We start from the raw sequence: 23,394 nt of genomic DNA, 5'->3' as shown, positions 1-23,394 counted from the left end.
CATCCTCCTCCGCGGGCGCCCGCCGGTGAAAGAACCGGCGGGCGCTCCGCTTTTTCCGGCCGCCCCCGGCGCACGCCGTTCTCGGACGGGCGTGCGCCCCGGTTGAACAGATGAGCTGAGTAGCCCACCGAGGGATGGAAAGCCCACGAAGTTGGGTAAAAACGCTGTGGTGGGGCCTCAGTTCATGATTCGCTCTCTTCACCAACGCAGCCCTCGGACGTCCTGCGGACCGCTCCTTCGACGGAGCTCCTGACTGGGGCTGACCGGGCAGATTCCCCGGCGTCGACCGGTGCCGACCGGTGGCGACCGGGGTGCGCCGACCTACACCGCCTTAACTTTTGCGTGCCAGCGGAGCCGATCCATGCTCACCACCCTCAAGACCTCCTACACCGATACGCGGGCGGCCGACCTCGCCTGGGCGCTCGGCCGCGAGCCGCTGCCCGCCCTCGCCACCCTTGATCTCGAACTGGCCGGGGCCCGGCTGCAGTTGAGGCTCCTCGGCGCCTCACACCAGGTACTGCTCGAAGAGGAGCAGGGCAGCTGTTCGGAGACGGTGGCGTGCATCGCGGGCAGCAGCACCCCGCTGCCGCTGGGCGTCGCCAAACGCGTCGGGAACTGGGAGTACGAGTTCGCCGCCCGCGTCGAGATGCTCTCGCCCGGCGCCTTCGCGGGCCGCGCATCCGAGCTGCTCGCCCTGGTCTGCGACCACCCCCACGGGCTCGCCGGGGTCTTCCCCGGCAGTCCGCACGCCTTCACCGCCCTGCTCGCCCAGCGCCACGAGGGCCAGTTCCACTGGCGCACCTGGCACGCCTATCCGCAGGACGGCCAGTTGGTGGCGACGCGCACCCGGGTGGGGGTGAGACAGCACGCCGACCGCCCGGGCCTGTTCGCCGGGTCAGGGGCCGGGTGACGGGCCGGGTCAGGGACCGGGTGGGGTCGGAGACGGACCGGGCGCGGGAGCGAACCCCGGGCGGGTGCGGACTCGGGTCACGGGGCGCGTGCGGGGGCGGGGCCTCGGGCGGGTGCGCACTCGGGTCACGGGGCGGGCGCGGACTCGGGTCATGGGGCGCGTGGGGAACGGGTGCGCGGCCAGTCCGGTCGTCGTCGCCGCACCGGCGCTTCGCGCCCTCGACATCACACGTGTGGGGGACAAGGCGTCGTGTTCCGGTGACGTAACGTCGCAGTCGTGATCGAACCGTCCACGCCGGCCCCGCCCCAAGCACCGCCGCCGTGGCGCGGTCCCCGTCCCGCACGGCTTCCGGTCGGTCCGGCCACGGGGCGGTTCCTGGTCCTGGCGGGCGTCTTCGTCTGCGCCGCCTGCGGGCTCGTATACGAACTGGAACTCGTCGCGCTCGCCTCGTACCTGATCGGCGACTCGGTCACCCAGGCGTCCATCGTGCTCTCCGTGATGGTGTTCGCGATGGGCATCGGCTCCCTCGCCGCCAAGCGGCTGCGCCGGCACGCCGCCGCCGGGTTCGCCGCCATCGAGGCGGTGCTCGCCCTGGTCGGCGGCACCAGCGCGATGGCCCTGTACGCCGTCTTCGCCTGGACCGGGCACTGGGGCGGCCTGTGGACCGACGGGCCGCGCTGGCTGCTGGTCGCCTACTCCCTCGCCATCGGGCTGCTGATCGGCGCCGAGGTGCCGCTGCTGATGGAGCTGATCCAGCGGGTGCGCCGGCAGGACGCGGGCGGCGCCGTCGCCGACCTGTTCGCCGCCGACTACGTGGGCGCGCTCGTCGGCGGACTCGCCTTTCCCTTCCTTCTCCTGCCGCTGCTGGGCCAGTTGACGGGGACGCTGCTGACCGGCGCGGTCAACGTCGTGGCGGGCGGCGCCCTCGTCCTCGGCCTGTTCCGCGGCGACCTGTCCCGCCGGGCGCGCCGGCTGCTGCTCGCCGCCAACCTCGCCGTGCTCGGCATGCTCGCCACCGCCGCGGTGCTCGTGGACGACTTCGAGCGGGCGGCGCGCGACGCGGTGTACGGCGGCGACGTCCGGGCGGTGCTGCACACCGACGTGCAGCAGGTGGTGCTCACCGGCGGCGTCGAAGGACGTCCCCTCGGCCTGTTCCTCGACGGACGGCTGCGGGTCGCCGCGGGCGACGAACTCCGGTACCACGAGGCGCTGGTGCACCCGGCGATGACCGGACCCCACGCGCGCGTGCTGATCCTCGGCGGCGGCGACGGGCTGGCCGCGCGGGAGGTGCTGCGCCACCCGGGGGTGCGGCGGGTGGACGTGGTCGAACTCGACGCGGAGCTGGTGCGGTTGGCGCGCGCGGACCGGGCGCTGTCCGCGCTCAACGGGCACGCCCTGGACGACCCGCGGGTGCGCGTGCACACCTCCGACGCGTTCGCCTGGCTGCGCGGGGCGCCGCGGGCGGCGTACGACGTGGTGGTCTCGGACCTGCCCGACCCGGGCATCACGGCGAGCACGAAGCTGTACTCGCAGGAGTTCTACGGCCTGGCCCGCCGGGCGCTGGCCGACGGCGGGCGGCTGGCGGTGCACGCCGGGCCGGTCGACTCCCGGCTGCGCGTCTTCTGGACGGTCGACACCACCGTGCGCGCCGCCGGACTGCACACCGCCCCCTACCGGGTCACCGGCCGCGCCTCCGCCTACACGCCCGGCCCCGACCACAGCACCGACGCCTCCCGCGCACCCCGCGACTGGGGATTCGTGCTGGCCGCCGCGGAACACCGCCCCCGCCTCGCCCTCGCCGCGGACGGCCCCGCCCCGCGCACCCTCACCCCGGCCCGCCTCGCCGCGGGCGCCCGCACGGCGTGGCGCACCCGGATCGCCCCGCTGCCCGCCTCCACGCTGGTGCATCCCCGCTACTGAGCGGCCCGCTGGTTGCCGCAGAGGGGGCGTACTCGCGGGCCGCGCTGGGTAGGCTGCGCTGACATGGAGCATGAGGTGTTCGTTCCGGTTGCGGCCGAGCGGCTCAAGGAGGCGCTCGCCGACCCGACGCGGGTCGCCCGGGCGGTTCCCGGGCTCCAGCAGGACGCCGGCGCCGAGCCCGTCGCCGGGCGGCTGAAGGTGCGCGTCGGCAACCACTCCATCACCTACCGGGGCACGCTGCGGCTGACGCCGGGCGGGGACGGCGGGTACGCCGTCGAGGGCGACGCCGCCGAGACCCGCGGCACGGGCACGGCCAAGCTGGCCCTGAGCGTCTCCGTCCGCCCCGCGTCCGGGCCCGAGGCCGGCTCCACCCTGACCTTCACCGGCACGGCGACGGCGGACGGCCGCATCACGGAGCTGCCCCGGGAGACGGTCGCCTCGTCGCTGACACGCCTGCTGACCCGGTTCGCGGAGAACCTCGGGGAGGGGGAGCGGGAGCGGGCGGCGGCAGCGGAACCGGCCGAGGAAGAGCCGGCGTCCGGGCCGGACGCCCCCGCCCCTTCGGTCTTCGACGCCGAGATCCCCCCGCCCGCCCTCGCCGGGGACCTGGACGAGGACGACGACGGTGACCTCGACCTGGACGCCGACGCGGACGACGGCCTGGTGGACGACATCATCGACGTGGACGACGCCTCGGTCCTGGACGACGCCTCGGTCCTGGACGACGACCTCGACGACGAGCCGCCCGCCGAGGCGGCGCACGCGCGGCGGACCATGATCGGCCGCAGCGCCGAGGAGGTCGACCACGCCCCGCCCCGCGGCCGGTACGCGCCCGTGCCGGCGCCGCAGACCGTCGTCCCCGGCACCACCCTGCGCTGGGCGGCGCCCGCCGCGGCGCTGATCGTGGCCTCCGCGATCCTGGTCGGCCGGGCGCTGCGGCGGCGCAGGTGACCGGAGCGGGTGACCGGACGGCGCTCTTGATCGCCCCAGTAGGGTCGTCCCGTGAGTAACGAAGACATCACGCTGACCGCGGGCGACGCGGAGGTGACCGTGCAGCCGGGCAACGGCGGCCGGGTCGGAGGGCTGCGGGTCGGCGGCATCGAGCTGCTGCGCCAGGGGGAACGGTTCGGCTGCTTCCCGATGGCGCCCTGGTGCGGGCGCATCCGCGACGGACGGTTCCGCGACGGGGCGACCGTGCACCGGATGCCGCTCAACGCCCCGCCCCACGCCATCCACGGCACCGTGCGCGACGACGCCTGGCGCACCGCCCGCGTCAGCGCCGACGAGGCGGTGATGACGTACGACCTGGTCGACCCCTGGCCCTACCCCGGCCGCGTCACCCAGGTCGTCGCCCTCACCCCGGACGCCCTGACGCTGACCATGTCGGTGGAGACGTACGAGTCGTCCTTCCCGGCGCAGCTCGGCTGGCACCCCTGGTTCAACCGCACCCTGCAAGGGGCGTCCGTGGAGCTGGACTTCGCCGCCGCCTGGCAGGAGGAGCGGGGCGCCGACCACCTGCCCACCGGCAACCGCGTCGACCCGAAGCCCGGCCCGTGGGACGACTGCTTCGGCATGCCCGACGGCGTCGACGTCACCCTCACCTGGCCGGGGCTGCTGGAGCTGAAGGTGACCAGCCCCGAGGAGTGGGTCGTGGTCTACGACGAGCAGGAGGCGGCCGTGTGCGTGGAGCCGCAGACCGGCCCGCCCAACGGACTCAACACCCTCCCGCGCCTGGTCACGCCCCTGGAGCCGCTGGAGGCGACGACGACCTGGAGCTGGACGCGCATCTAAGCTGGTCGGCATGACGGACGACGTGCGCGGCGCGCTGCTGCAGCAGATCAAGAACAAGGCCGTGGTGCACGGCAAGGTGACGCTCTCCTCCGGTCTGGAGGCCGACTACTACGTCGACCTGCGCCGCGTCACCCTCGACGGCGAGGCGGCGCCGCTGGTCGGCCAGGTGCTGCTGGACCTGACCGAAGGGCTGGAGTTCGACGCGGTCGGCGGCCTCACCATGGGCGCCGACCCGGTCGCCGCCGCGATGCTGCACGCGGCCGCCGCGCGCGGGAGGCGGCTGGACGCGTTCGTCGTCCGCAAGGCCGCCAAGGCGCACGGGCTGCAGAAGCGCGTGGAGGGCCCGGACATCAAGGGCCGGCGCGTGCTCGTGGTCGAGGACACCTCCACCACCGGCGGTTCGCCGCTCACCGCCGTGGAGGCCGTCCGCGAGGCAGGCGCCGAGGTGGTGGCCGTCGCGACCATCGTGGACCGGGCGACCGGGGCCGCGGAGAAGATCCGGGAGGGCGCGGGGGTGCCGTATCTGTACGCGTTCTCGAAGGACGAACTGGGCCTGGACTGAGGGTCCGCCGAGGGTCCGGGGTCCAGCACTCGGACAACCCCGGGCCGTCTGGAAAGATGGGGCCGACGATGACGTCGCACCCAAGGTCTAGGTCAGGGCCGTAACCGCAGAACACCACCCGCACACCAAGGAGCGGACAGATGCCCATCGCAACCCCCGAGGTCTACAACGAGATGCTCGACCGGGCGAAGGCAGGCAAGTTCGCCTACCCGGCCATCAACGTCACCTCGTCCCAGACCCTGCACGCGGCTCTGCGCGGCTTCGCCGAGGCCGAGAGCGACGGCATCATCCAGATCTCGACCGGCGGCGCCGAGTTCCTGGGCGGCCAGCACAACAAGGACATGGTCACGGGCGCCGTCGCCCTGGCCGAGTTCGCGCACATCGTCGCCAAGAAGTACGACGTGACGGTCGCGCTGCACACCGACCACTGCCCGAAGGACAAGCTCGACGGGTACGTCCGTCCGCTGCTCGCCGTCTCCGAGGAGCGCGTCGCCCGCGGCGAGAACCCGCTGTTCCAGTCCCACATGTGGGACGGCTCCGCGGAGACCCTCGCCGACAACCTCTCCATCGCGCAGGAGCTGCTCGCCCGCGCCGCCGCCGCCAAGATCATCCTGGAGGTGGAGATCACCCCCACCGGCGGCGAGGAGGACGGTGTCACCCACGAGATCAACGACGAGCTGTACACCACCGTGGACGACGCGCTCCGCACCGCCGAGGCTCTCGGCCTGGGCGAGAAGGGCCGCTACCTGCTGGCCGCGTCCTTCGGCAACGTCCACGGCGTCTACAAGCCCGGCAACGTGGTGCTCCGCCCCGAGCTGCTCAAGGAGCTGAACGAGGGCGTCGCCGCGAAGTACGGCCGCCCGGCCGGCGACAAGGTGTTCGACTTCGTCTTCCACGGCGGCTCCGGCTCCACCGAGCAGGAGATCCTCACCGCGCTGGAGAACGGCGTGGTCAAGATGAACATCGACACGGACACGCAGTACGCGTTCACGCGTCCCGTCGTGGACCACATGTTCAGGAACTACGACGGCGTCCTGAAGGTCGACGGCGAGGTCGGCGCGAAGAAGACCTACGACCCGCGCACCTGGGGCAAGCTCGCCGAGGCGGGCATGGCCCAGCGCGTGGCGGAGGCCTGCCAGCACCTGCGCTCGGCGGGCGCGAAGCTGAAGTAGTCCGGCTGGTCGGGCTCGGCCGACGTAGTCCGGCCGAGCCGGAACGGTCCGGCTCAGGCCCGGTTCCACCGGCAGGCCCGGCGCGATCCGCGCCGGGCCTGCCGTGTGTCCGGGCCTGCCGTGTGTCCGGGCCTGCCGTGTGTCCGGTCTGCCGCATTCCCGGTCCGCCGTGCCCCCGGTCCCCTGCCGCCCGCGCATCCCCCAGACTGGACCCATGTCCATTCACGAGAACCTCCTCGGGGGCCCGCCCCCGACGCACCTCCCCGACGACCCCGAGCCGCGCGAACTGCTCGCGGCCGGTACCGCGCCCGCCGAGGTGGCGGCGAAGCACCCCACCTCGTCGCTGGCCTGGGCCCAGCTGGCCGACGACGCCTTCGAGCGGGGCAGCGTCGTGGAGTCGTACGCCTACGCCCGCACCGGCTATCACCGCGGTCTGGACGCGTTGCGCCGCAACGGCTGGAAGGGCCACGGGCCGGTCCCGTGGGAGCACGAGCCGAACCGCGGCTTCCTGCGCGCCCTGCACGCCCTCGCCCGCGCGGCCGGCGCGATCGGCGAGCAGGCGGAGTACGAGCGCTGCACGCAGTTCCTGAAGGACTCCTCGGAGACGGCGGCGCGGACGCTCGGCTGAGACCCTCGCGAGGCCCGCCCGGTGGTGTGACCAGGCGGGCCTTGCGATGTGCGAGGGGATCGCGGAGGATCGAGTGGGGACCGGGGCCCCCGTGTCGACAAGGCAGGGGCGGACCGCTACCCGGAGTAATTGCAGGAGACAGCGATGTCCCACGAGGCTCATGAGCCCGAGACCCCGCATCTCGACTTCCAGGGCACGACGCCGTACGAGGACTACGTCAAGGCGGACGTGCTCACCCACCTCCAGCACACCCTCTCCGACGATCCCGGAGAGATGGTCTTCCTGGTCACGACCCAGGTGATGGAGCTGTGGTTCACCGTCATCGTCCACGAGTGGGAGACGGCCGCGCAGGCGCTGCGCCGGGACGACGTGCCGACGGCGATCGCCGCGCTGAAACGTTCGGTGCGCGAGCTGGAGGCGCTGGACGCCTCCTGGAAGCCGCTCGGCCAGCTCACCCCCGCGCAGTTCAACTCCTACCGCGGCGCCCTCGGCGAGGGATCCGGGTTCCAGTCGGCGATGTACCGGCGGATGGAGTTCCTGCTCGGCGACAAGTCCGCGTCCATGCTCGTTCCGCACCGGGGATCGCCGCGGGTGCACGCGGAACTGGAGAAGGCGCTGCACGAGCCGAGTCTGTACGACGAGGTGCTGCGGCTGCTCGCCCGGCGCGGGCACGCCGTCCCGGAGTCGGTGCTGCGGCGCGACGTGTCACGCAAGTACGAGGAGTCCGAGGCCGTCGAGGCGGTCTGGGCGGCGGTCTACTCTGGCGACGAGAACGACGAACTGGCGCGGCTGGGAGAGGCGTTGACGGACGTGGCGGAACTGGTGTGGCGATGGCGCAACGACCATCTGGTCGCCACCCGGCGGGCGATGGGCGCCAAGCCGGGCACGGGCGGCTCGGCCGGCGTCGCCTGGCTGGAGAAGCGGGCCCGGAAGAACGTCTTCCCCGAGCTGTGGACGGCCCGGTCGCATGTCTGAGCCCACCCCGAAAGAGCCCACCCCGAAAGAGCCCACCCCGAAAGAGTCCGCCCTGAGCGATCCCGCCCTGAGTGATCCCGCCCTGAGCGATCCCGCCCTGAGCGATCCCGCCCTGAGCGATCCGACCCGGAAAGCGAAGGAACTGGACGCCTCCGACGAACTCGCGTCGCTGCGCGAGCGGTTCGTCCTGGACGACGCCGTCTACCTCGACGGCAACTCGCTGGGCGCGCTCCCGGCCGCCGTTCCCGGACGGATCGAGGACGTGGTGCGCCGCCAGTGGGGCGAACTGCGCATCCGGTCCTGGACGGAGAGCGGCTGGTGGACCGCGCCCGAGCGGATCGGCGACCGGATCGCCCCGCTCGTCGGTGCGGCGGCCGGGCAGATCGTCGTGGGCGACTCCACGAGCGTCAACCTCTTCAAGGCGCTGGTGGGCGCGGTGCGGCTCGCCGGGGACGGGCGGGACGAGATCCTCGTCGACGCGACCACGTTCCCGACGGACGGCTACATCGCCGAGTCCGCGGCCCGGATGACGGGCCGGACGCTGCGCCCGGTCACACCGGCCGAGGTGCCCGCGGCGCTGTCGGACCGTACGGCGGCGGTGCTGCTCAACCACGTCGACTACCGCACCGGCCGCCTGCACGACCTGCCCGCGCTGACGGCCGCCGTCCACCGGGCGGGCGCGCTCGCCGTCTGGGACCTGTGCCACAGCGCGGGCGCGCTGCCGGTCGGGCTGGACGAGCACGGCGTCGACCTGGCGGTCGGCTGCACCTACAAGTACCTGAACGGCGGCCCCGGTTCACCGGCGTACCTGTACGTCCGCGCCGGCCTCCAGGACCGCTTCGACTCGCCCCTGCCCGGCTGGAACTCGCACGCCGACCCCTTCGGCATGCGCGCCGACTACGAGCCCGCGGCCGGTGCGGTGCGCGGCCGGGTCGGCACGCCGGACATCCTCTCCATGCTCGCCCTGGAGGCGGCCCTCGAGGTGTGGGACGGGGTGTCGGTCGAGGCGGTGCGCGCCAAGTCGCTGGCCCTGACGGACTTCTTCCTGGAGTGCGTCGAGCGGTACGTCCCCGAGGGCCGCGTCGAGTCGCTGACGCCGGCCGCGCACGCGGAGCGTGGCTCCCAGGTGGCGCTGCGCTGCGCGGACGCCGGGGAGGTCATGGGGCGGCTGATCGAGCGGGGGGTGGTCGGCGACTTCCGGCGCCCGGGCGTGCTGCGGTTCGGCTTCACGCCGCTGTACGTGGGGTTCGCGGACGTGGAGCGGGCGGCTCGGGTGCTGGGGGAGACGTTGGGGGCCTGACGGCGAAGGCGCCCGGTCCCGGGCCGGGCGCCGGTCAGGCGGTGACGTAGACCCCGGCCACCGCCGCCGCGTGGGCCGCACGGGCGGCGCGTTCCGCGGCGGCGGCATCGGGGGCGGCGCCGGTCGTCAGCAGCCCGTAGTACAGGGGCGCCGACACCGCCCGCACGACCGCCGCCGCGTCCGTTCCCCGCGGCAACTCCCCGCGGACCACGCCCTGTTCGACGCACGGCGCCCACTCGGCGACCCGCACCTCGTAGAACCGGCGCAGCGCGTCCGCGGTCCGTTCGTCGCAGGTCGCGGCGGCGATCACCGCCTTGAACAGCGCGCCCTGCCGGGGATCGGCAAGCGTGCGCCGTACCAGGTCGGCGTTGGCGAGCAGGTCGCCGAGCACGGACCCGGTCTCCTCCCTGGGCAGGGACTGCTCGGCCATGTCGGCCAGCAGATCGGCCACCAGCCCCGTCACGGAGCCCCAGCGGCGGTAGACGGTCGTCTTCCCGACCTCCGCGCGGCGGGCGACGTCCGTGAGATCGAGGTGGGCGAACCCGTGCTCCGCCAGCACGTCGCCGGCCGCCCGCAGTACGGCGGCGCGGACACGGGCGGTGCGGCCTCCGGGGCGTACGGTGCCGGGCTCGGCGGACATTTCGGTCTCCTCGGCGCGGGTGCGGGCGGTCCTGCCAGCGTAACGGCACGACAGGACCGTTTGCCCTTCACCCAGCGTGACATCCGCATGTGGGGCGCACGTCATCCGCCTGATACCGTCCCGGCGAACGGCCCCTGTTCCCCCACCTGGTCCGCCGTACCCGCCCTTCCAAACCCGTTTCCCCGCTGAGAGGTTGGAGCATGCCGGACGACGCCGCCGCAGCCAGGGCCGCCGCCGAGGAGCGGTCGGCCTTCTCGCACGCCCCGGTCGCCCCCGACGCCACCGCCGCGTACGGCGAGCACCCCGACCAGGTGATCGACCTCTACGCCCCCCGCGCCGCCGAGCCCGCGGGCCCGACCGCGCAGGCGCCGCTGGTCGCCGTCCTGCACGGGGGTGCGTGGCGGGCGGGGTACGACCGGCGGCACATCAGCCCGTTCGCGGACTTCCTGGCGCGACGGGGGTTCGTGGTGGCGAGCGTGGAGTACCGGCGGGGGGCCGACGGGAAGGCGGCCGGGCGCTGGCCGGACACCCTCGACGACGTGGCCGCCGCGCTGGACGCCCTCCCCGGCCTCGTACGCGGCCTCCTGCCCGCCGCCGATCCGCGCCGCATCGTGATCGGCGGCCACTCGGCGGGCGGCCACCTGGCGCTGTGGGCGGCGTCCCGGCATGTGCTGCCCGCAGGCTGCCCGTGGCGGCTGGACCGGCCCGCACCGCTGCGCGGCGTCGTCGCCCTCGCCCCGATCGCGGACCTCGCCGTCGCCGACAAGCTGGAGGTGTGCGGCGGCGCGGTGCGCCAGTTCCTCGGCGACGACGGCTTCGCCGAGCGGCTGCCGTGGGCCGACCCGGCACTGCTGCTGCCGACGGGCATCGCGACGACCCTGGTCCAGGGCCGCGCCGACACCGTGGTGCCGCAGGCGGTCGCCGAGTCGTACGCGGACGCGGCGGCGAAGGCGGGCGAGGTCGTGGGCCTGACGCTGCTGGAGGACGTCGGCCACTTCCCGCTGATCGACCCGGCGGCGGACGCGTGCGCGGTGGCGGCGGAGGAGATCGCGCAGTTGGCGTGGTGAGTGGGGGCGCCGCCCCTGTGGTGGGGCGTCGTGCCCGTAGTACTTGAGACGGACCCGGTACTCGCGACGGACCCGTGAGGACCCCTCTCACTGCTGACGACCGCCCCCGCCGCCCGGCTCTACCGTTGGCACGTGACCGAGACGACCCGGACCCCACTTCCCCCGGCTCAGGCGCGGAGCCCCGAGTTCCGGCTGGCCATGGACGCCCTGCGGGGCCTGCGGCAGGACCTGCTCCATGACGTGTTCGCCTACCGCCCCCTGCCCCCGATGGGCGTGGACGGCCCGCTGAGCCGCCGGCTGCGGGGCAGGCTGCGGGAGTACGCGGCGTGGACCCCGCACGCGGCGGTGGGTGCGGCGGGGGTGCTGGCGATGCTCGTCGCCTTCGCCGACGAAGGCGGCGGCGTGGTCTCCCTGCTGTGCGGTGTGTTCGTGCTCGGCCCGGTGCTGCTGACCCTCCTCCGTCCGGTCGGTGCGTTCTGGCTGTCGTTCGGGGCGGCGGCGGCCGTCTCGGTGCTGGGCGACCCCTGGGGCGACCGGCCCTGGCCTCCGGGCAGCTTCCTCTCCCACCTGACCGTGGCGACCGTCGTGGCGCTGCGCACCCGGCCCCGCACGGCGGCCTGGATGTGGGTGGCGACGGCGCTGTACGGCTTCTTCGCCGAGGCCGGCTTCGGCGGCTACGGCTACTCCGCCAACACGGGCCCCATGCTGGTCGTCCTGGCCCTGCTGCTGCTCGTCGTCACCGTCTGGCACATACGCCGGGACGCGGAGCAGGAGGTCACTGCCCAGCAGACGGTCACCGAGCACGAGCGCTCCCGGCGCACGCTGCTGGAGGAGCGCACGACGATCGCCCGTGAGCTGCACGACGTCGTCGCCCATCACATGTCGGTCGTCGCGATCCAGGCGGAGGCCGCGCCCTACCGGGTGGAGAACCCGCCGCCGGAGCTGGAGCGCGCCTTCGCGACGATCCGGGAGAACGCGGTGGCGGCCCTGACCGAGCTGCGCCGCGTGCTGGGCGTCGTACGCGCCGAGGACTACGAGGCCCCGGACGCCCCGCAGCCGACCCTGGCCGACTTGGACGCGCTGCTGGCCAACGTCCGGGACGCGGGCCTGGACGTGGACAAGGCGGTCACCGGAGCCGTCCGCGAACTCCCGCAGGGTGTCGAGCTGTCGGCGTACCGGATCGTGCAGGAGGCGCTGAGCAACACCCTGCGTCACGCACCCGGCGCGAACGCCCGCGTGGAGATCGGCTACGTCCTCGGCGGCCTGGGCCTGCGCGTCGTCAACGGACCGCCGCCCGCACCGGCGCCGGCCAAGCCCTCGCCCGGCGCGGGACACGGCCTCACCGGCATGCGCGAGCGCGTCACGATGCTCAACGGCGAGATGACGGCGGGCCCGTCGCCCGACGGCGGCTACGAGGTGACGGTGTTCCTGCCGGTACCGTCGACGCCCGCCGAGACCGAGGACGGGGCATGACGATCCGCGTACTGATCGCCGACGACCAGATGATGGTCCGCGAGGGCTTCTCGGTCCTGCTGAACGCGATGCCGGGCATCGAGGTCGCGGGGGAGGCGGTCAACGGCCGCGATGCGGTCGAGAAGGTCCGCGAACTCGCCCCGGACGTCGTCCTGATGGACATCCGCATGCCCGAGTTGAACGGCATCGAGGCGACACGGGAGATCATCGCGGCGGACGGCGACGCGAAGGTGCTGGTGCTGACCACCTTCGACCTGGACGAGTACGTCTACCAGGCGCTGCGCGCGGGAGCGTCGGGCTTCCTCCTCAAGGACGCCTCGGCCCGCCAACTCGCGGAGGGCGTACGCGTGGTGGCGGCGGGCGAGGCCCTGCTGGCCCCGTCGGTCACCAAGCGCCTGATCACCGAGTTCGCCGGCCTCTCGGACGGCCCCCGACCCCTGCGCGCGGCCCAGTCGGCCTACGGCGACCTGACCGAGCGCGAGACGGAGGTCCTGGTCCTGATCGCCCAGGGCCTGTCGAACGCGGAGATCGCGGAGCGGCTGGTGGTGGCCGAGTCGACGATCAAGACCCACGTCAGCCGCATCCTGGTCAAGCTGGGCCTGCGGGACCGTACGCAGGCGGCGGTGTTCGCGTACGAGGCGCGCCTGGTGACGCCGGGGTGACGACGGCGGCTCCCACCAGCTCGCACCACACGTACTTCCCCCCGTTGCCGTACCGGGAGAGCGCCATAGCGATACGAGATTCGAAGGTCCCTGCTTACGGCAGCATCTCAGTTCCCGCCGCGTCTTTCGCCACCTTCGTCAGAGCGCTGAAGGGCAGCCGCGCCATGCGGTGCCGACCGAAATGAGGCAAGGCGTGCCCGAGGCCATACGCTGGCGAAAGTCCGCCTACTCCGTTCGGGGGTGAGGGTGACACCCGCGTCGAGATAGGCCCTGCCCACGGATCACTGGGCACCGAACAGAGTGCCCCCGCACCCCCCCGGCACCCTGTCGTGCGGGGGCACCGTCGCACGACCTGCTACTTGCAGTACTGGTTCACCCGGGTCACGGACACTCCGTTGACGGAGCCGTAGACGTCCACACAGGATCCCTGCGCGTACGTGTACACAGGGCCCGCGTACGAGGTGTACGTGCCTTCGTCCTTGACCCAGGAGCTTGCCGAGCTCCGCTTGATCCCTGCTCCCAGGGGTACGGGTTTGCCCAGGTCGTTCACCGTGACAGCGCACTTGTAACCGTTGGAAGTGTTGTACGTCAGGTACAGGGTCGCCATGGTGGAACCGCTCTTGGACTTGATGTCCCACGACAGGGCTGTTCCGTATCCGGCGCCGCATGCTCCGTTGTAAGAAGCCGCCGATGCAGGCGACGACGTTGCGAGAACACCAGCAGCGGCGAGTGTGACGGCCGCGAGTCCTGCGGTCGCGACTCTTGCGGTGACGTGCCTTCGTGGTCTCACAGCCACAGCCCTCCCCTTTCGTCGACAGGCCCCGCCCACAGAGACAGCGCCCGACCAGGACATGTCGCGCCGGCACTCGTTCCGGGCGACGGCCTGCCCCCGGACACGGTCCCGGACACGTTCATCACCAGGGTCCCGAGACAGCGCGCCCGGAAAAAGAGGCACATCAGCCAGTTCGCCTCGGAGTCCCCTTTCTGCCTCCCGCGTCACGGGAGGTGCCGGGCGCCCCCGTCCGCATGTCTGCGGATTGACGACACCTGCTCTATTCCACTTCCGCCAGCACACCGTCCCTGTCCATGAACCAGCTTCCACGTTCGACGCCGTACACCTTCTTGCCCTAGAGCCACTTCCAGGACATGTGCTGCAGGGTCTGGGCGGGCTTGCGTTCCCAGACCGGGTTGTGGTCCCAGTCCTGGACGCGGAACATCAGCTTGTCGGCGCCGGGGATCGCGGCGTAGAGCTTCGGGACGGAGAAGTGCAGTACGGGGCCCATCTCCGGTGGCGTGTTGGCCGTCCTGTCCTGGTCGCCGTAGACGATGCACACCGGCACGGTTTTGCCGAGCGTGGGGCCGTGCGGCGCTGTGCTGGTGTTCCAGCCCCACCAGTAGGAGTTGCGCCATCGCATGACGCCCTCGGGTGTCGCGGTCGAGCCGCCCCACTTCCGGCCGACGCCGTCGCAGTCCATGATGAGCCGCCACACGTCCTCGGCCAGCGCCTTGTCGCTGATGCCGCCTTGGACGCCCGCCTTGCTGGTCAGGTTCATCGGGAAGCCGAAAACCGCGGGCGGCTCGGTCACGGGCTTCGTGGGCAGGGGCGTTCCGGGAGGCGGGGCGAAGGGATCGGAGGGCTTGGTCGACCAGCGGCCGTTCGGGGGGAACATGGGCGCGAGAAGGAAAACGCTCGCCACGTCTCCGGGCTTTTGCAGGGCGTACGGGCCCATGACGAACGATGCCGCGGACCAGCCGACGAAGGCGACCTTCTCGTTGTTGCACCGCCCTCTGATGAACTTGACGACTGTCGCCAGTTCGTCCCATTCGCTTTTGGAGTTTCCCAGTTGGGCCGCGTAGTTCGCTCCCGGGCCGCAATTCGCCGTGCCGGGATGGGTTTCCAGGAGTCCGCGCTGAGCCGGGTTGGCGTTGCACGGATCGTCCATCTTCGGGCGGGGGGACAGGCCGGATCCCTGGAGATCCATGAGGTACACGTCGTAGCCCTTGCCCGCCAGCGTCTGCGCCCAGCTCAGGCTGGTGTCCGGGTGCGGGGAGCCGCCCTGCGCGGGGCGCACGAGGTCGAATCCGGGGAGCGCCGGAACACTCCTGCCGTGGAGCATGAGGACCGGCTTGGGGGTGCCGCCGGATCCGGCGGTGTTGTATTCCCGTACGAAGAGCTCGATCTCGTCGCCGAAATTCGCCGGGATGGTTGAGGGGTGCTTCACCTTGTGGTCGGTGGGAGTGAGGTGCGACATGGTTGCTCCGGTGACTGCTCGCCCTGAGTGACTGTTGTCCCGGGGTTGGCCGATACCTCCGCCGTCCCCGGGAGACGGGGAGCGGGACGGGTTCGCAGGCCGGCCTGACGGGCATGTGCGGCGAGCGGCGGCGGCAGATGCGTTCCTGCCCGACCGGCGCGGGTCGTCTCGACGGGCACAGAGCATGGAGTCACACGCGAGCGGCGCGTCCGGCGCCGCGAACCTGGTGAGGGCATGAAGCCCTGCCCTCACCAGCCTTCACCCGTTCGGCGTAGCGGGCAACTTCGGCGGCGGTCCCGGTGGTCCCGGCGGTCCCGGTGGTCCCGGCGGTCCCGGTGGTCCCGACGGTCCCGGTGGTCCCGACGGCGGGCGCTGGGCCGTCCGCGGGTGTCAGTTGCCGACGATGGCTGACCACCCGGCGGATGAAACGAATCAACCTCCGCTCTGGAGAAGTGTGTGCACGAGTCTTGACGTCACCTCCCGGCGGCGGACAGGCTCCCCTCCCATGGAATGCGCTTTCTAGCGGCAGGTTCGACGAGGTTGATGAAACGTTTCATCGCGTCACCTTCTGCGGCCGGTCGGCGGATCCCTGCCCGAACCCCCGTCCCCACCCCACCCCACCCAGAGGAGTACCGATGGCCACGTCACCCGCACGCCGTCCGGCTCGCCGTAGAGGCGCGGCCGTCGGAGCGGTCGCGGTCGTGCTCGCCGCCTGTGCCGCCGGGCTCGCCGGGCCCGCCATGGCCGAGACCGGCGAGAGCACGGACACCGCCGCCTCCGCCGCCACGACGGTGAAGCGCCTCATGGAGCAGCTCGACCGCGCTCCCGTCGCCCTGAAGACGGACGACGGCGTCTTCGTCTCCTGGCGTCTGCTCGGTCTGGACCGGGAGGACGTCGCCTTCCACGTCCTGCGCGACGGAAAGCGGATCACCGACCAGCCGCTGACCGAAGCCACCAGCTTCACCGACCCCGACGGCACGGCCGGCTCCCGGTACCGGATCGAGGAGGTGCGCAAGGGCGAGGTGACCGGGCGCACGCGTGCCTTCGGCGTGGAGGCGCAGCCGTACAAGGACATCCCCGTGGACCGGCCCGAGGGGGGCACGACCCCGGACGGCAAGGCGTACACCTACCACCTCAACGACTCGTCCGTCGGGGACCTGGACGGCGACGGCCGGTACGAGATCGTCCAGAAGTGGTATCCGAGCAACGCCCAGGACAACTCCCGGGCCGGCTACACGGGCAACACCGTCATCGACGCGTACACGATGGACGGCGAGAAGCTGTGGCGCATCGACCTCGGCCGCAACATCCGCTCGGGCGCGCACTACACGCAGTTCATGGTCTACGACCTGGACGGTGACGGCCGTTCCGAGGTGGTCATGAAGACCGCGGACGGCACGGTCGACGGCCAGGGCAGGACCATCGGCGACGCGGACGCGGACTACCGCAACACGCGGGGGTACGTGCTGGAGGGCCCCGAGTACCTGACCGTCTTCGACGGCAGGACCGGTGCGGCCCGCCACACCGTCGACTACGAGCCCGGGCGCGGCAACGTGTGCGACTGGGGCGACTGTTACGGCAACCGCGGCGACCGCTTCCTCGCGGGCGTCGCCTACCTGGACGGCAAGAAGCCCTCCGTCGTCTTCGCCCGCGGCTACTACACGCGCACCGTCCTCGTCGCCTACGACTACGCGGACGGCCGTCTCAAGAAGCGCTGGACGTTCGACTCGAAGGACGCCGGCGCGCAGTGGGCGGGCCAGGGCAACCACCAGCTGTCCGTCGCCGACGTCGACCAGGACGGCAGGGACGAGATCGTCTACGGCTCCATGACCCTGGACGACGACGGCACCGGCCTCTACTCCACCAGGCTGGGCCACGGCGACGCCCTGCACGTGAGCGACCTCGACCCCGCCCGCGAGGGCCTGGAGGTCTTCGCCAGTCACGAGTCGATGAGCGCCTCCGGCAACCGCGGCGGGACGTTCCGCGACGCGCGGACCGGCGAGGTGCTGTGGTCCATGCCGGGCACCCGGGACACCGGCCGAGGCGCGGCGGGCGACATCGACCCGGCCCACCCGGGCGCCGAGTCCTGGGCGGTCACGGCGACCGGCGCGTGGAACTCCCGCGAGGGCGACCTGCGCGCCGCCGACGGCACGCGGATCGGCACCGCCATCCCCTCCGCGAACCACATGATCTGGTGGGACGGCGACCCGCTGCGCGAGATCCTCAACCACGAGTACGACGAGGCCAACCCCGCGCCGGGCGGCGCCCCGTACATCGCCGAGTGGAACCCGGCGACGCAGCGGGAGGAGAAGATCCTCACGCCGCAGGGCGTGTACTCGAACAACGGCACCAAGGGCAACCCGTCCCTCCAGGCCGACCTGCTCGGCGACTGGCGTGAGGAGGTCGTCCTGCGCACGTCGGACGAGTCGGCGCTGCGGATCTTCACCACCACCGCCGAGACCGGCCTGCGCCTGCCCACCCTGATGCACGACCCGGTCTACCGCCTCGGCGTGGCCTGGCAGAACGTCGGCTACAACCAGCCTCCGTGGACCGGCTACTTCATCGGCCAGGACATGGACCGGCCGGCCCGCCCGGCGATCCGCTACGCGGGCGAATGACGCGAATGACGCGAATGACGCGACTGACGGGCTGACGCGACTGACGAGCTGACGGGCGCCGCACCGGGGAGGGGCCGGGACCGCGGCACCGGCACCGGCACCGGCACCCCGAGGATGGCGGCGCGCACGGCGAGATCATCGCCGCGCGCGCCGACATCCGTGCCGTCCGTGCCGTGCGCGCCGTCCAATCGGTCCGTGCCGCGTCCGTTCCCCCTGGTCACACCCCCACCCACCCGGCTAGCGTCCCCCCATGGCAGCCTTCGACCCCTGGGACCCGGCGTTCGTCTCCGACCCGTACCCCGCCTACGCCGAGCTGCGCGCCCGGGGCCGGGTGCACTACTTCGAGCCCACCGACCAGTGGCTGGTCCCGCACCACGCGGACGTCTCGGCGCTGTTGCGCGACCGGCGGCTCGGGCGGACGTATCTGCACCGCTTCTCGCACGACGAGTTCGGGCGGACGCCCCCGCCCCCCGAGCACGAGCCGTTCCACACGCTCAACGACCACGGGATGCTCGACCTCGAACCACCGGACCACACCCGCATCCGGCGTCTGGTGTCCAAGGCGTTCACCCCCCGCACCGTCGAGAGCCTGAAGCCGTACGTCGACGCCCTCGCCGGCGACCTGGTCGACGCGCTGGTCCAGGCGGGCGGCGGGGATCTGCTGACCGACGTCGCCGAGCCGCTGCCCGTCGCCGTGATCGCCGAGATGCTCGGCATCCCGGAGACCGACCGCGCGCCCCTGCGGCCCTGGTCGGCCGACATCTGCGGGATGTACGAGCTGAACCCCTCCGAGGAGACGGCGGCGAAGGCGGTACGGGCGTCGGTCGAGTTCTCCGACTACCTGCGCGAGCTCATCGCCGAACGGCGCAAGCGGCCCGGCGACGACCTGATCTCCGGCCTCATCGCCGCCCACGACGAGGACGACCGCCTCACCGAGCAGGAGATGATCTCCACCTGCGTCCTGCTCCTCAACGCCGGTCACGAGGCCACCGTCAACGCCACGGTCAACGGCTGGGCGGCCCTGTTCCGCAACCCCGGCCAGCTCGCCGCCCTGCGCGCCGACCACTCCCTCGTCCCCACCGCGGTCGAGGAGCTGATGCGCTACGACACCCCGCTCCAGCTGTTCGAGCGCTGGGTGCTGGACGACATCGAGGTCGACGGCGTCACCATCCCGCGCGGCGCCGAGATCGCCCTCCTCTTCGGCTCCGCCAACCACGACGACCGGGTCTTCGCCGACCCCGGCCGACTGGACCTGGCCCGCACGGACAACCCGCACATCTCCTTCAGCGCCGGCATCCACTACTGCATCGGCGCCCCGCTGGCCCGCATCGAGCTGGCCGCCTCCATGCGGGCCCTGCTGGTACGGGCGCCCACCCTGGCCCTCGCGGAGGAACCGGTGCGCAAACCGAACTTCGTCATCCGGGGGATGGAGGGGTTGCGGGTGGAGGTGGGCTGACGGGGGAGTCCGGACACGGGAGCCGGTCAGTCGTCGCCGCCACCGACGAGACGCACAGAGGGCCCGCCGTGAACGAGCAGAGCCGGACAGAGGGGCTGCCTCACGCCCGCCCCGTCGGCAGTACGAGCCCCCACGCCCCCTCCCGCACCGCCCACGTCCGCGTCCCCACCGGCCCCCGCACCGCCGCGTCCGCGCGGTAGCGGAAGTGCGCCCCGGACACCGTCACCGTGCGCCCCTCGGTCAGCAGCGGCGAAGCCTCCGCGCCCACCGACGCCGGCCGCACCTCCACCCGCGCCCGGCCACCGGGACCGCCCGGCGTCACCGACACGCCCTGCACCGGCTGGTCCAGGTCGACGAGGGTCCGCCCGTCCACCTCCACCCGCAGCCGCGAGGGACCGTCGCCCGGGGCGGCGGCGAGGCGGGACGGATGGCGGGCCGGGACCAGGGTGCGGACGAGCGACTGGCAGGTGCGCAGCCAGGGGTGCCCCGCCTCGGCGGACCGCTCCTCCCGGGGCGCCCCCACCGGCGGGATGCGCAGCGCGCCGAGCACCACCCCGTCGCTGTCGTCGACGAGCAGGTCCAGCCGCCGTTCCGCGCCCTCCAGCACGGCCCGCGCCGCCGCCACCGCTCCCGTCGGCACCCCCAGCGACCGGGCGAGGGCGAGCGCGCCGCCCACCGGCACCACCGACAGCGCGCATCCGGCCAGCTCGCGCCGGCGGTGCAGCAGGGACACCGCCCGCAGCAGGGCCCGGTCGTCGCCCACCACGACCGGCCGCCGCGACCCCCGGCGCTCCAGCGCCCGGGCGAATTCCTCCGGCCCCTCCGGCACGCACACCTTGGTCGCCGCACCCGCGCTGAGCACGTCTTTCGCGATTCGGGCGGACTCCCCGTCGGCCCGCAGAGCAACCGGATCGATGATCACGAGCAGCCGTTCGGACGTCCGGGAAGTCGCCACCTCGGTCATGCCTCGCTTCCTCGGGTAGCATCTTTGTGCAAGAGCCCCTTGCGCTATTGCGCCAGGGGCTTCGTCTATTCCGGGGCACCCGGTCCGACGGTTGGCGGCCAATGACGGTCGCGGTGCACGCGGTGGAACGCTCCGCCGCGTACGCCCCCGACCTTGGACATGCCCCGCCCGGAAGGGGTGTACGCGCGTGCCCGCACTTGTGCTGCTCGGTGCTCAGTGGGGTGACGAAGGCAAGGGAAAGGCGACGGACCTGCTCGGTGGATCCGTCGACTACGTGGTGCGTTACCAGGGCGGTAACAACGCCGGCCACACGGTGGTCGTGGGCGATCAGAAGTACGCCCTGCACCTGCTCCCTTCCGGGATCCTGTCCCCCGGCTGCACGCCGGTCATCGGCAACGGAGTCGTCGTCGACCCCTCGGTCCTGCTCTCCGAGCTGAGCGGTCTGAACGAGCGCGGCGTCGACACGTCCAAGCTCCTGATCAGCGGTAACGCCCACATCATCACGCCGTACAACGTGACCGTCGACAAGGTGACGGAACGCTTCCTCGGCAAGCGCAAGATCGGGACCACCGGCCGCGGCATCGGCCCGACCTACGCGGACAAGATCAACCGCGTCGGCATCCGCGTCCAGGACCTGTACGACGAGTCGATCCTCACCCAGAAGGTGGAGGCGGCGCTCGACGTCAAGAACCAGATCCTCACCAAGCTCTACAACCGCCGCGCCATCGCCGTCGGCCAGGTGGTCGAGGAGCTGCTGGCCTACGCCGACAAGCTGGCGCCCTACGTCGCCGACACGGTGCTGGTGCTCAACCAGGCCCTGGAGGACGACAAGGTCGTGCTCTTCGAGGGCGGCCAGGGCACGCTGCTGGACATCGACCACGGCACGTATCCCTTCGTCACCTCCTCCAACCCGACCGCGGGCGGCGCCTGCACGGGCGCGGGCGTGGGACCGACGAAGATCAGCCGGGTCATCGGCATCCTGAAGGCGTACACGACCCGCGTCGGCGCCGGCCCGTTCCCGACCGAGCTGTTCGACGAGGACGGCGAGGCCCTGCGCCGGATCGGCGGCGAGCGCGGCGTCACCACCGGGCGCGACCGGCGCTGCGGCTGGTTCGACGCGGTCATCGCCCGCTACGCGACCCGCGTGAACGGCCTGACCGACTTCTTCCTCACCAAGCTCGACGTCCTCACCGGCTGGGAGCAGATCCCGGTCTGCGTGGCGTACGAGATCGACGGCAGACGCGTCGAGGAACTGCCGTACTCGCAGACCGACTTCCACCACGCGAAGCCGGTCTACGAGATGCTCCCCGGCTGGAGCGAGGACATCAGCAAGGCGAAGTCGTTCTCCGACCTCCCGAAGAACGCCCAGGCCTATGTGAAGGCCCTGGAGGAGATGTCCGGCGCCCCGATCTCCGCGATCGGCGTGGGCCCGGGCCGGGACGAGACGATCCAGATCAACTCGTTCCTGTAGGACGACCATGCCCCGCCCCTCCGGCGGCCGGTCCGCACTGACGGCCGGCCGCCGGAGGGCGTCCGGGGCTTGTGGCGGCGGCGTTCCCGGCCCACGCCGGGCTCACGCCGCTCGTTCGGGTGATCCACTGCGCGAACGGCGGGGTGCGACAGCCCGGGGGCCCGTTCAGCACGGGCGACCTGTGGTCCGCGGGACCCAACACGCTGGCGACCGTCGAGGCCGGAGCGCCTCTCAGGTTCTGGGACGTCCGGGAGAGCAGGCACGTCCACGGCTCCGGGAGCGGCCGGGTCACCTTCGTCCTCGACTTCGACACCGACCGCCGCTACGACCGGATGTGCGCCGCGTACCCGCTGGACGTTCCGGCGGGCCAGGGGGACGCCCTCTTCCCGCACCTGGAGCACCGGCGCTCCTGCGGCCGACCGCCCCTTGCCGACATAACGGGCATATCCTGATCCCGTGCCCTGCGCGTCGTCCGGAAGAGGTGATCGCGATGCGCGTGATGATCAAGGCCAGTCTGGACACGGACCAGTCGAACGAAGTGTTCCGCAGCGGCAAGATGCCCGAACTCATGGGCGAGATCCTCGACCGGATCCAGCCGGAGGCCGCCTACTTCGGGCCCCACGGCGGATGCCGGACCTGTTTCCTCGTCTGCGACATGCAGGACAGCTCGGAGCTGCCCCCCAAGCTGGAGCCCCTCTTCGACCGGCTCGGCGCCGACGTCGAGGTGTTCCCGGTCATGAACCGCGACGATCTGCAGAAGGGAATCTCCCAGCTGCGCTGATCCCCTGCCCCCGCAGTCCTCAACTGAAGACGATCATCGACCCCTGCGCCAGACTCCGCGTCGCCGCCGCGTGCAGACCGAGCCACACATGCCGTTCGCGGGCGAAGGGGCTGGGGTCGTACGGGGGCGGTACGGCGGGCTCCTCCAACTCCGTGGGAGCGGGCGGGGCCTGGGGTGCCGCGGGCGGGTTGGCCGGGTCGATGCCGATCGACGGGGCCACGAACTCCAGCTCCCGCAGCAGCGCCTGGGACGAGCCCAACGGGCCGCCGCCCGCGAGGAGTTCGTCGTCGGCGAGCGGGTGCGGGAAGTCGAGCGGGACGTATGCCCCGGCGTGGTCGTAGTGCCAGACAAGGTGGGAGCGCTGGGCCGTCGCCTCGAACATCTCCAGCAACTGCTCGTAGTCGCCGCCCAGTTCGTCCACCGGCGTCACCGCCAGACCGCACACCTGGAGCAGATACGCGCGCCGCAGGAAGTGCAGCGCGTCGTAGTCGAACCCGGCCACCGGGGCGACCTCGCCGGACAGGCCCGGCATGTACTGGTACACCGGCACCGGCGGCAGCCCGGCCTCGGCGAGCACCTTGTTGTATTGCGCGAGTTCCTCGGCGAAGGGGTTGTCGGGGGTGTGGCACAACACGTCGACGAGCGGTACCAGCCACAGGTCACAGGCCAAAAGGGGGCTCCTCGGGGCGGTCGTCCGGTGATCGCACGATGGTTCTGGGCAGCGTAATGGCTGGGGACCGCACAGGTCCCCT

At 72.4% G+C, this 23,394-nt stretch carries 22 protein-coding genes; 17 read left to right on the top strand and 5 right to left on the bottom strand.

The window, feature by feature from the left end:
* The first annotated feature begins 361 nt into the window (after positions 1-361).
* The 9 genes from ACZ6KF_RS29985 to kynU all read left to right on the top strand — a co-directional run bounded on the left by ACZ6KF_RS29985 (position 362) and on the right by kynU (position 9,258).
* Positions 362-910 (top strand): DUF2617 family protein, encoded by a 549-nt coding sequence (locus ACZ6KF_RS29985; RefSeq protein WP_356630463.1) that lies wholly within the window; start codon positions 362-364, stop codon positions 908-910.
* A gap of 276 nt (positions 911-1,186) precedes the next feature.
* Positions 1,187-2,830: a polyamine aminopropyltransferase gene (locus tag ACZ6KF_RS29980; RefSeq protein WP_469241258.1), complete on the top strand. Its 1,644-nt coding sequence runs from the start codon at positions 1,187-1,189 to the stop codon at positions 2,828-2,830.
* A gap of 63 nt (positions 2,831-2,893) precedes the next feature.
* Positions 2,894-3,781 carry an SRPBCC domain-containing protein gene (locus ACZ6KF_RS29975; protein ID WP_469241256.1) on the top strand — a complete coding sequence of 296 codons (888 nt, stop codon included), beginning with the start codon at positions 2,894-2,896 and terminating at the stop codon, positions 3,779-3,781.
* 51 nt (positions 3,782-3,832) lie between these two features.
* Complete coding sequence (locus ACZ6KF_RS29970) at positions 3,833-4,621, top strand: aldose epimerase family protein (protein WP_469241254.1); 789 nt, start codon at positions 3,833-3,835, stop codon at positions 4,619-4,621.
* 10 nt (positions 4,622-4,631) lie between these two features.
* Positions 4,632-5,183 carry an orotate phosphoribosyltransferase gene (gene pyrE, locus ACZ6KF_RS29965; protein WP_356630471.1) on the top strand — a complete coding sequence of 184 codons (552 nt, stop codon included), beginning with the start codon at positions 4,632-4,634 and terminating at the stop codon, positions 5,181-5,183.
* 140 nt (positions 5,184-5,323) lie between these two features.
* Positions 5,324-6,355: a class II fructose-bisphosphate aldolase gene (gene fbaA / locus ACZ6KF_RS29960; RefSeq protein ID WP_356630473.1), complete on the top strand. Its 1,032-nt coding sequence runs from the start codon at positions 5,324-5,326 to the stop codon at positions 6,353-6,355.
* A gap of 214 nt (positions 6,356-6,569) precedes the next feature.
* Positions 6,570-6,983, top strand: a complete 414-nt coding sequence (locus ACZ6KF_RS29955) for a DUF3151 domain-containing protein (RefSeq protein ID WP_356630475.1) — start codon at positions 6,570-6,572, stop codon at positions 6,981-6,983.
* 144 nt (positions 6,984-7,127) lie between these two features.
* Entirely contained in the window at positions 7,128-7,958 is an 831-nt protein-coding gene (locus ACZ6KF_RS29950) for a tryptophan 2,3-dioxygenase family protein (RefSeq protein ID WP_469177726.1), read from the top strand.
* Entirely contained in the window at positions 7,951-9,258 is a 1,308-nt protein-coding gene (gene kynU / locus ACZ6KF_RS29945; protein WP_469241252.1) for a kynureninase, read from the top strand. Before ACZ6KF_RS29950 ends, kynU begins: the two co-directional genes overlap by 8 nt.
* 34 nt (positions 9,259-9,292) lie before the next feature.
* Here kynU and ACZ6KF_RS29940 read toward each other — a convergent pair whose 3' ends face one another.
* Positions 9,293-9,898, bottom strand: coding sequence for a TetR/AcrR family transcriptional regulator (locus ACZ6KF_RS29940; protein ID WP_469241250.1), 606 nt, complete (start codon positions 9,896-9,898; stop codon positions 9,293-9,295).
* A gap of 200 nt (positions 9,899-10,098) precedes the next feature.
* Here ACZ6KF_RS29940 and ACZ6KF_RS29935 point away from each other — a divergent pair, with 200 nt between their 5' ends.
* The 3 genes from ACZ6KF_RS29935 (at position 10,099) to ACZ6KF_RS29925 (ending at position 13,100) form a co-directional block, all read left to right on the top strand.
* Complete coding sequence (locus ACZ6KF_RS29935) at positions 10,099-10,965, top strand: alpha/beta hydrolase (RefSeq protein ID WP_469241248.1); 867 nt, start codon at positions 10,099-10,101, stop codon at positions 10,963-10,965.
* A gap of 132 nt (positions 10,966-11,097) precedes the next feature.
* Positions 11,098-12,438 carry a sensor histidine kinase gene (locus ACZ6KF_RS29930; protein WP_469177722.1) on the top strand — a complete coding sequence of 447 codons (1,341 nt, stop codon included), beginning with the start codon at positions 11,098-11,100 and terminating at the stop codon, positions 12,436-12,438.
* Complete coding sequence (locus ACZ6KF_RS29925; RefSeq protein ID WP_356630485.1) at positions 12,435-13,100, top strand: response regulator transcription factor; 666 nt, start codon at positions 12,435-12,437, stop codon at positions 13,098-13,100. The genes ACZ6KF_RS29930 and ACZ6KF_RS29925 overlap by 4 nt, the downstream gene beginning before the upstream one ends.
* Positions 13,101-13,455: 355 nt before the next feature.
* Here ACZ6KF_RS29925 and ACZ6KF_RS29920 read toward each other — a convergent pair whose 3' ends face one another.
* Together ACZ6KF_RS29920 and ACZ6KF_RS29915 are read right to left on the bottom strand one after the other, a co-directional pair.
* Positions 13,456-13,707, bottom strand: coding sequence for a hypothetical protein (locus ACZ6KF_RS29920; RefSeq protein ID WP_356630487.1), 252 nt, complete (start codon positions 13,705-13,707; stop codon positions 13,456-13,458).
* 520 nt (positions 13,708-14,227) lie between these two features.
* The gene (locus tag ACZ6KF_RS29915) at positions 14,228-15,352 is read right to left on the bottom strand and encodes an alpha/beta fold hydrolase (RefSeq protein ID WP_469241245.1); all 1,125 of its coding nucleotides are present in this window, start codon (positions 15,350-15,352) and stop codon (positions 14,228-14,230) included.
* Positions 15,353-15,987: 635 nt separating this feature from the next.
* On the opposite strand from ACZ6KF_RS29915, the gene ACZ6KF_RS29910 reads away from it, so the two are divergent.
* Positions 15,988-17,970 (top strand): rhamnogalacturonan lyase, encoded by a 1,983-nt coding sequence (locus ACZ6KF_RS29910; RefSeq protein WP_469241244.1) that lies wholly within the window; start codon positions 15,988-15,990, stop codon positions 17,968-17,970.
* Between the two features lie 250 nt (positions 17,971-18,220).
* Positions 18,221-19,426, top strand: a complete 1,206-nt coding sequence (locus ACZ6KF_RS29905; protein WP_469241243.1) for a cytochrome P450 — start codon at positions 18,221-18,223, stop codon at positions 19,424-19,426.
* A 100-nt stretch (positions 19,427-19,526) separates the two neighbouring features.
* Here the strand turns inward: ACZ6KF_RS29905 and ACZ6KF_RS29900 are convergent, their stop codons facing one another.
* The gene (locus ACZ6KF_RS29900; protein WP_469159478.1) at positions 19,527-20,390 is read right to left on the bottom strand and encodes a diacylglycerol kinase family protein; all 864 of its coding nucleotides are present in this window, start codon (positions 20,388-20,390) and stop codon (positions 19,527-19,529) included.
* A 187-nt stretch (positions 20,391-20,577) separates the two neighbouring features.
* Between ACZ6KF_RS29900 and ACZ6KF_RS29895 the strand changes: the two genes are divergently transcribed.
* From ACZ6KF_RS29895 to ACZ6KF_RS29885, 3 genes are all read left to right on the top strand, one after another.
* A complete protein-coding gene (locus ACZ6KF_RS29895; RefSeq protein ID WP_356630497.1) occupies positions 20,578-21,861 on the top strand; it encodes an adenylosuccinate synthase in 1,284 nt (427 codons plus the stop codon).
* 143 nt (positions 21,862-22,004) lie between these two features.
* Positions 22,005-22,313 (top strand): hypothetical protein, encoded by a 309-nt coding sequence (locus ACZ6KF_RS29890; RefSeq protein ID WP_469241242.1) that lies wholly within the window; start codon positions 22,005-22,007, stop codon positions 22,311-22,313.
* 38 nt (positions 22,314-22,351) lie between these two features.
* Positions 22,352-22,642, top strand: coding sequence for a hypothetical protein (locus ACZ6KF_RS29885; RefSeq protein ID WP_356630501.1), 291 nt, complete (start codon positions 22,352-22,354; stop codon positions 22,640-22,642).
* A 19-nt stretch (positions 22,643-22,661) separates the two neighbouring features.
* Here the strand turns inward: ACZ6KF_RS29885 and ACZ6KF_RS29880 are convergent, their stop codons facing one another.
* Positions 22,662-23,312, bottom strand: a complete 651-nt coding sequence (locus ACZ6KF_RS29880; RefSeq protein WP_469159480.1) for a hypothetical protein — start codon at positions 23,310-23,312, stop codon at positions 22,662-22,664.
* Positions 23,313-23,394: the final 82 nt, after the last annotated feature.

It is taken from the genome of Streptomyces sp. NPDC046379, assembly GCF_055587785.1.
This window is presented reverse-complemented; position numbering and strand designations above follow the sequence as displayed.

What these genes read in the sequence shown, in the direction of transcription:
- ACZ6KF_RS29950 (WP_469177726.1), top strand. Translation starts at nt 7,128, where the DNA reads ATGTCCCACGAGGCTCATGAGCCCGAGACCCCGCATCTCGACTTCCAG.
- ACZ6KF_RS29975 (WP_469241256.1), top strand. Translation starts at nt 2,894, where the DNA reads ATGGAGCATGAGGTGTTCGTTCCGGTTGCGGCCGAGCGGCTCAAGGAG.
- ACZ6KF_RS29920 (WP_356630487.1), bottom strand. Translation starts at nt 13,707, where the DNA reads ATGGCGACCCTGTACCTGACGTACAACACTTCCAACGGTTACAAGTGC.
- ACZ6KF_RS29940 (WP_469241250.1), bottom strand. Translation starts at nt 9,898, where the DNA reads ATGTCCGCCGAGCCCGGCACCGTACGCCCCGGAGGCCGCACCGCCCGT.
- ACZ6KF_RS29925 (WP_356630485.1), top strand. Translation starts at nt 12,435, where the DNA reads ATGACGATCCGCGTACTGATCGCCGACGACCAGATGATGGTCCGCGAG.
- ACZ6KF_RS29935 (WP_469241248.1), top strand. Translation starts at nt 10,099, where the DNA reads ATGCCGGACGACGCCGCCGCAGCCAGGGCCGCCGCCGAGGAGCGGTCG.
- fbaA (WP_356630473.1), top strand. Translation starts at nt 5,324, where the DNA reads ATGCCCATCGCAACCCCCGAGGTCTACAACGAGATGCTCGACCGGGCG.
- ACZ6KF_RS29915 (WP_469241245.1), bottom strand. Translation starts at nt 15,352, where the DNA reads ATGTCGCACCTCACTCCCACCGACCACAAGGTGAAGCACCCCTCAACC.
- ACZ6KF_RS29905 (WP_469241243.1), top strand. Translation starts at nt 18,221, where the DNA reads ATGGCAGCCTTCGACCCCTGGGACCCGGCGTTCGTCTCCGACCCGTAC.
- ACZ6KF_RS29900 (WP_469159478.1), bottom strand. Translation starts at nt 20,390, where the DNA reads ATGACCGAGGTGGCGACTTCCCGGACGTCCGAACGGCTGCTCGTGATC.
- ACZ6KF_RS29985 (WP_356630463.1), top strand. Translation starts at nt 362, where the DNA reads ATGCTCACCACCCTCAAGACCTCCTACACCGATACGCGGGCGGCCGAC.
- ACZ6KF_RS29910 (WP_469241244.1), top strand. Translation starts at nt 15,988, where the DNA reads ATGGCCACGTCACCCGCACGCCGTCCGGCTCGCCGTAGAGGCGCGGCC.
- ACZ6KF_RS29955 (WP_356630475.1), top strand. Translation starts at nt 6,570, where the DNA reads ATGTCCATTCACGAGAACCTCCTCGGGGGCCCGCCCCCGACGCACCTC.
- kynU (WP_469241252.1), top strand. Translation starts at nt 7,951, where the DNA reads ATGTCTGAGCCCACCCCGAAAGAGCCCACCCCGAAAGAGCCCACCCCG.
- ACZ6KF_RS29885 (WP_356630501.1), top strand. Translation starts at nt 22,352, where the DNA reads ATGCGCGTGATGATCAAGGCCAGTCTGGACACGGACCAGTCGAACGAA.
- pyrE (WP_356630471.1), top strand. Translation starts at nt 4,632, where the DNA reads ATGACGGACGACGTGCGCGGCGCGCTGCTGCAGCAGATCAAGAACAAG.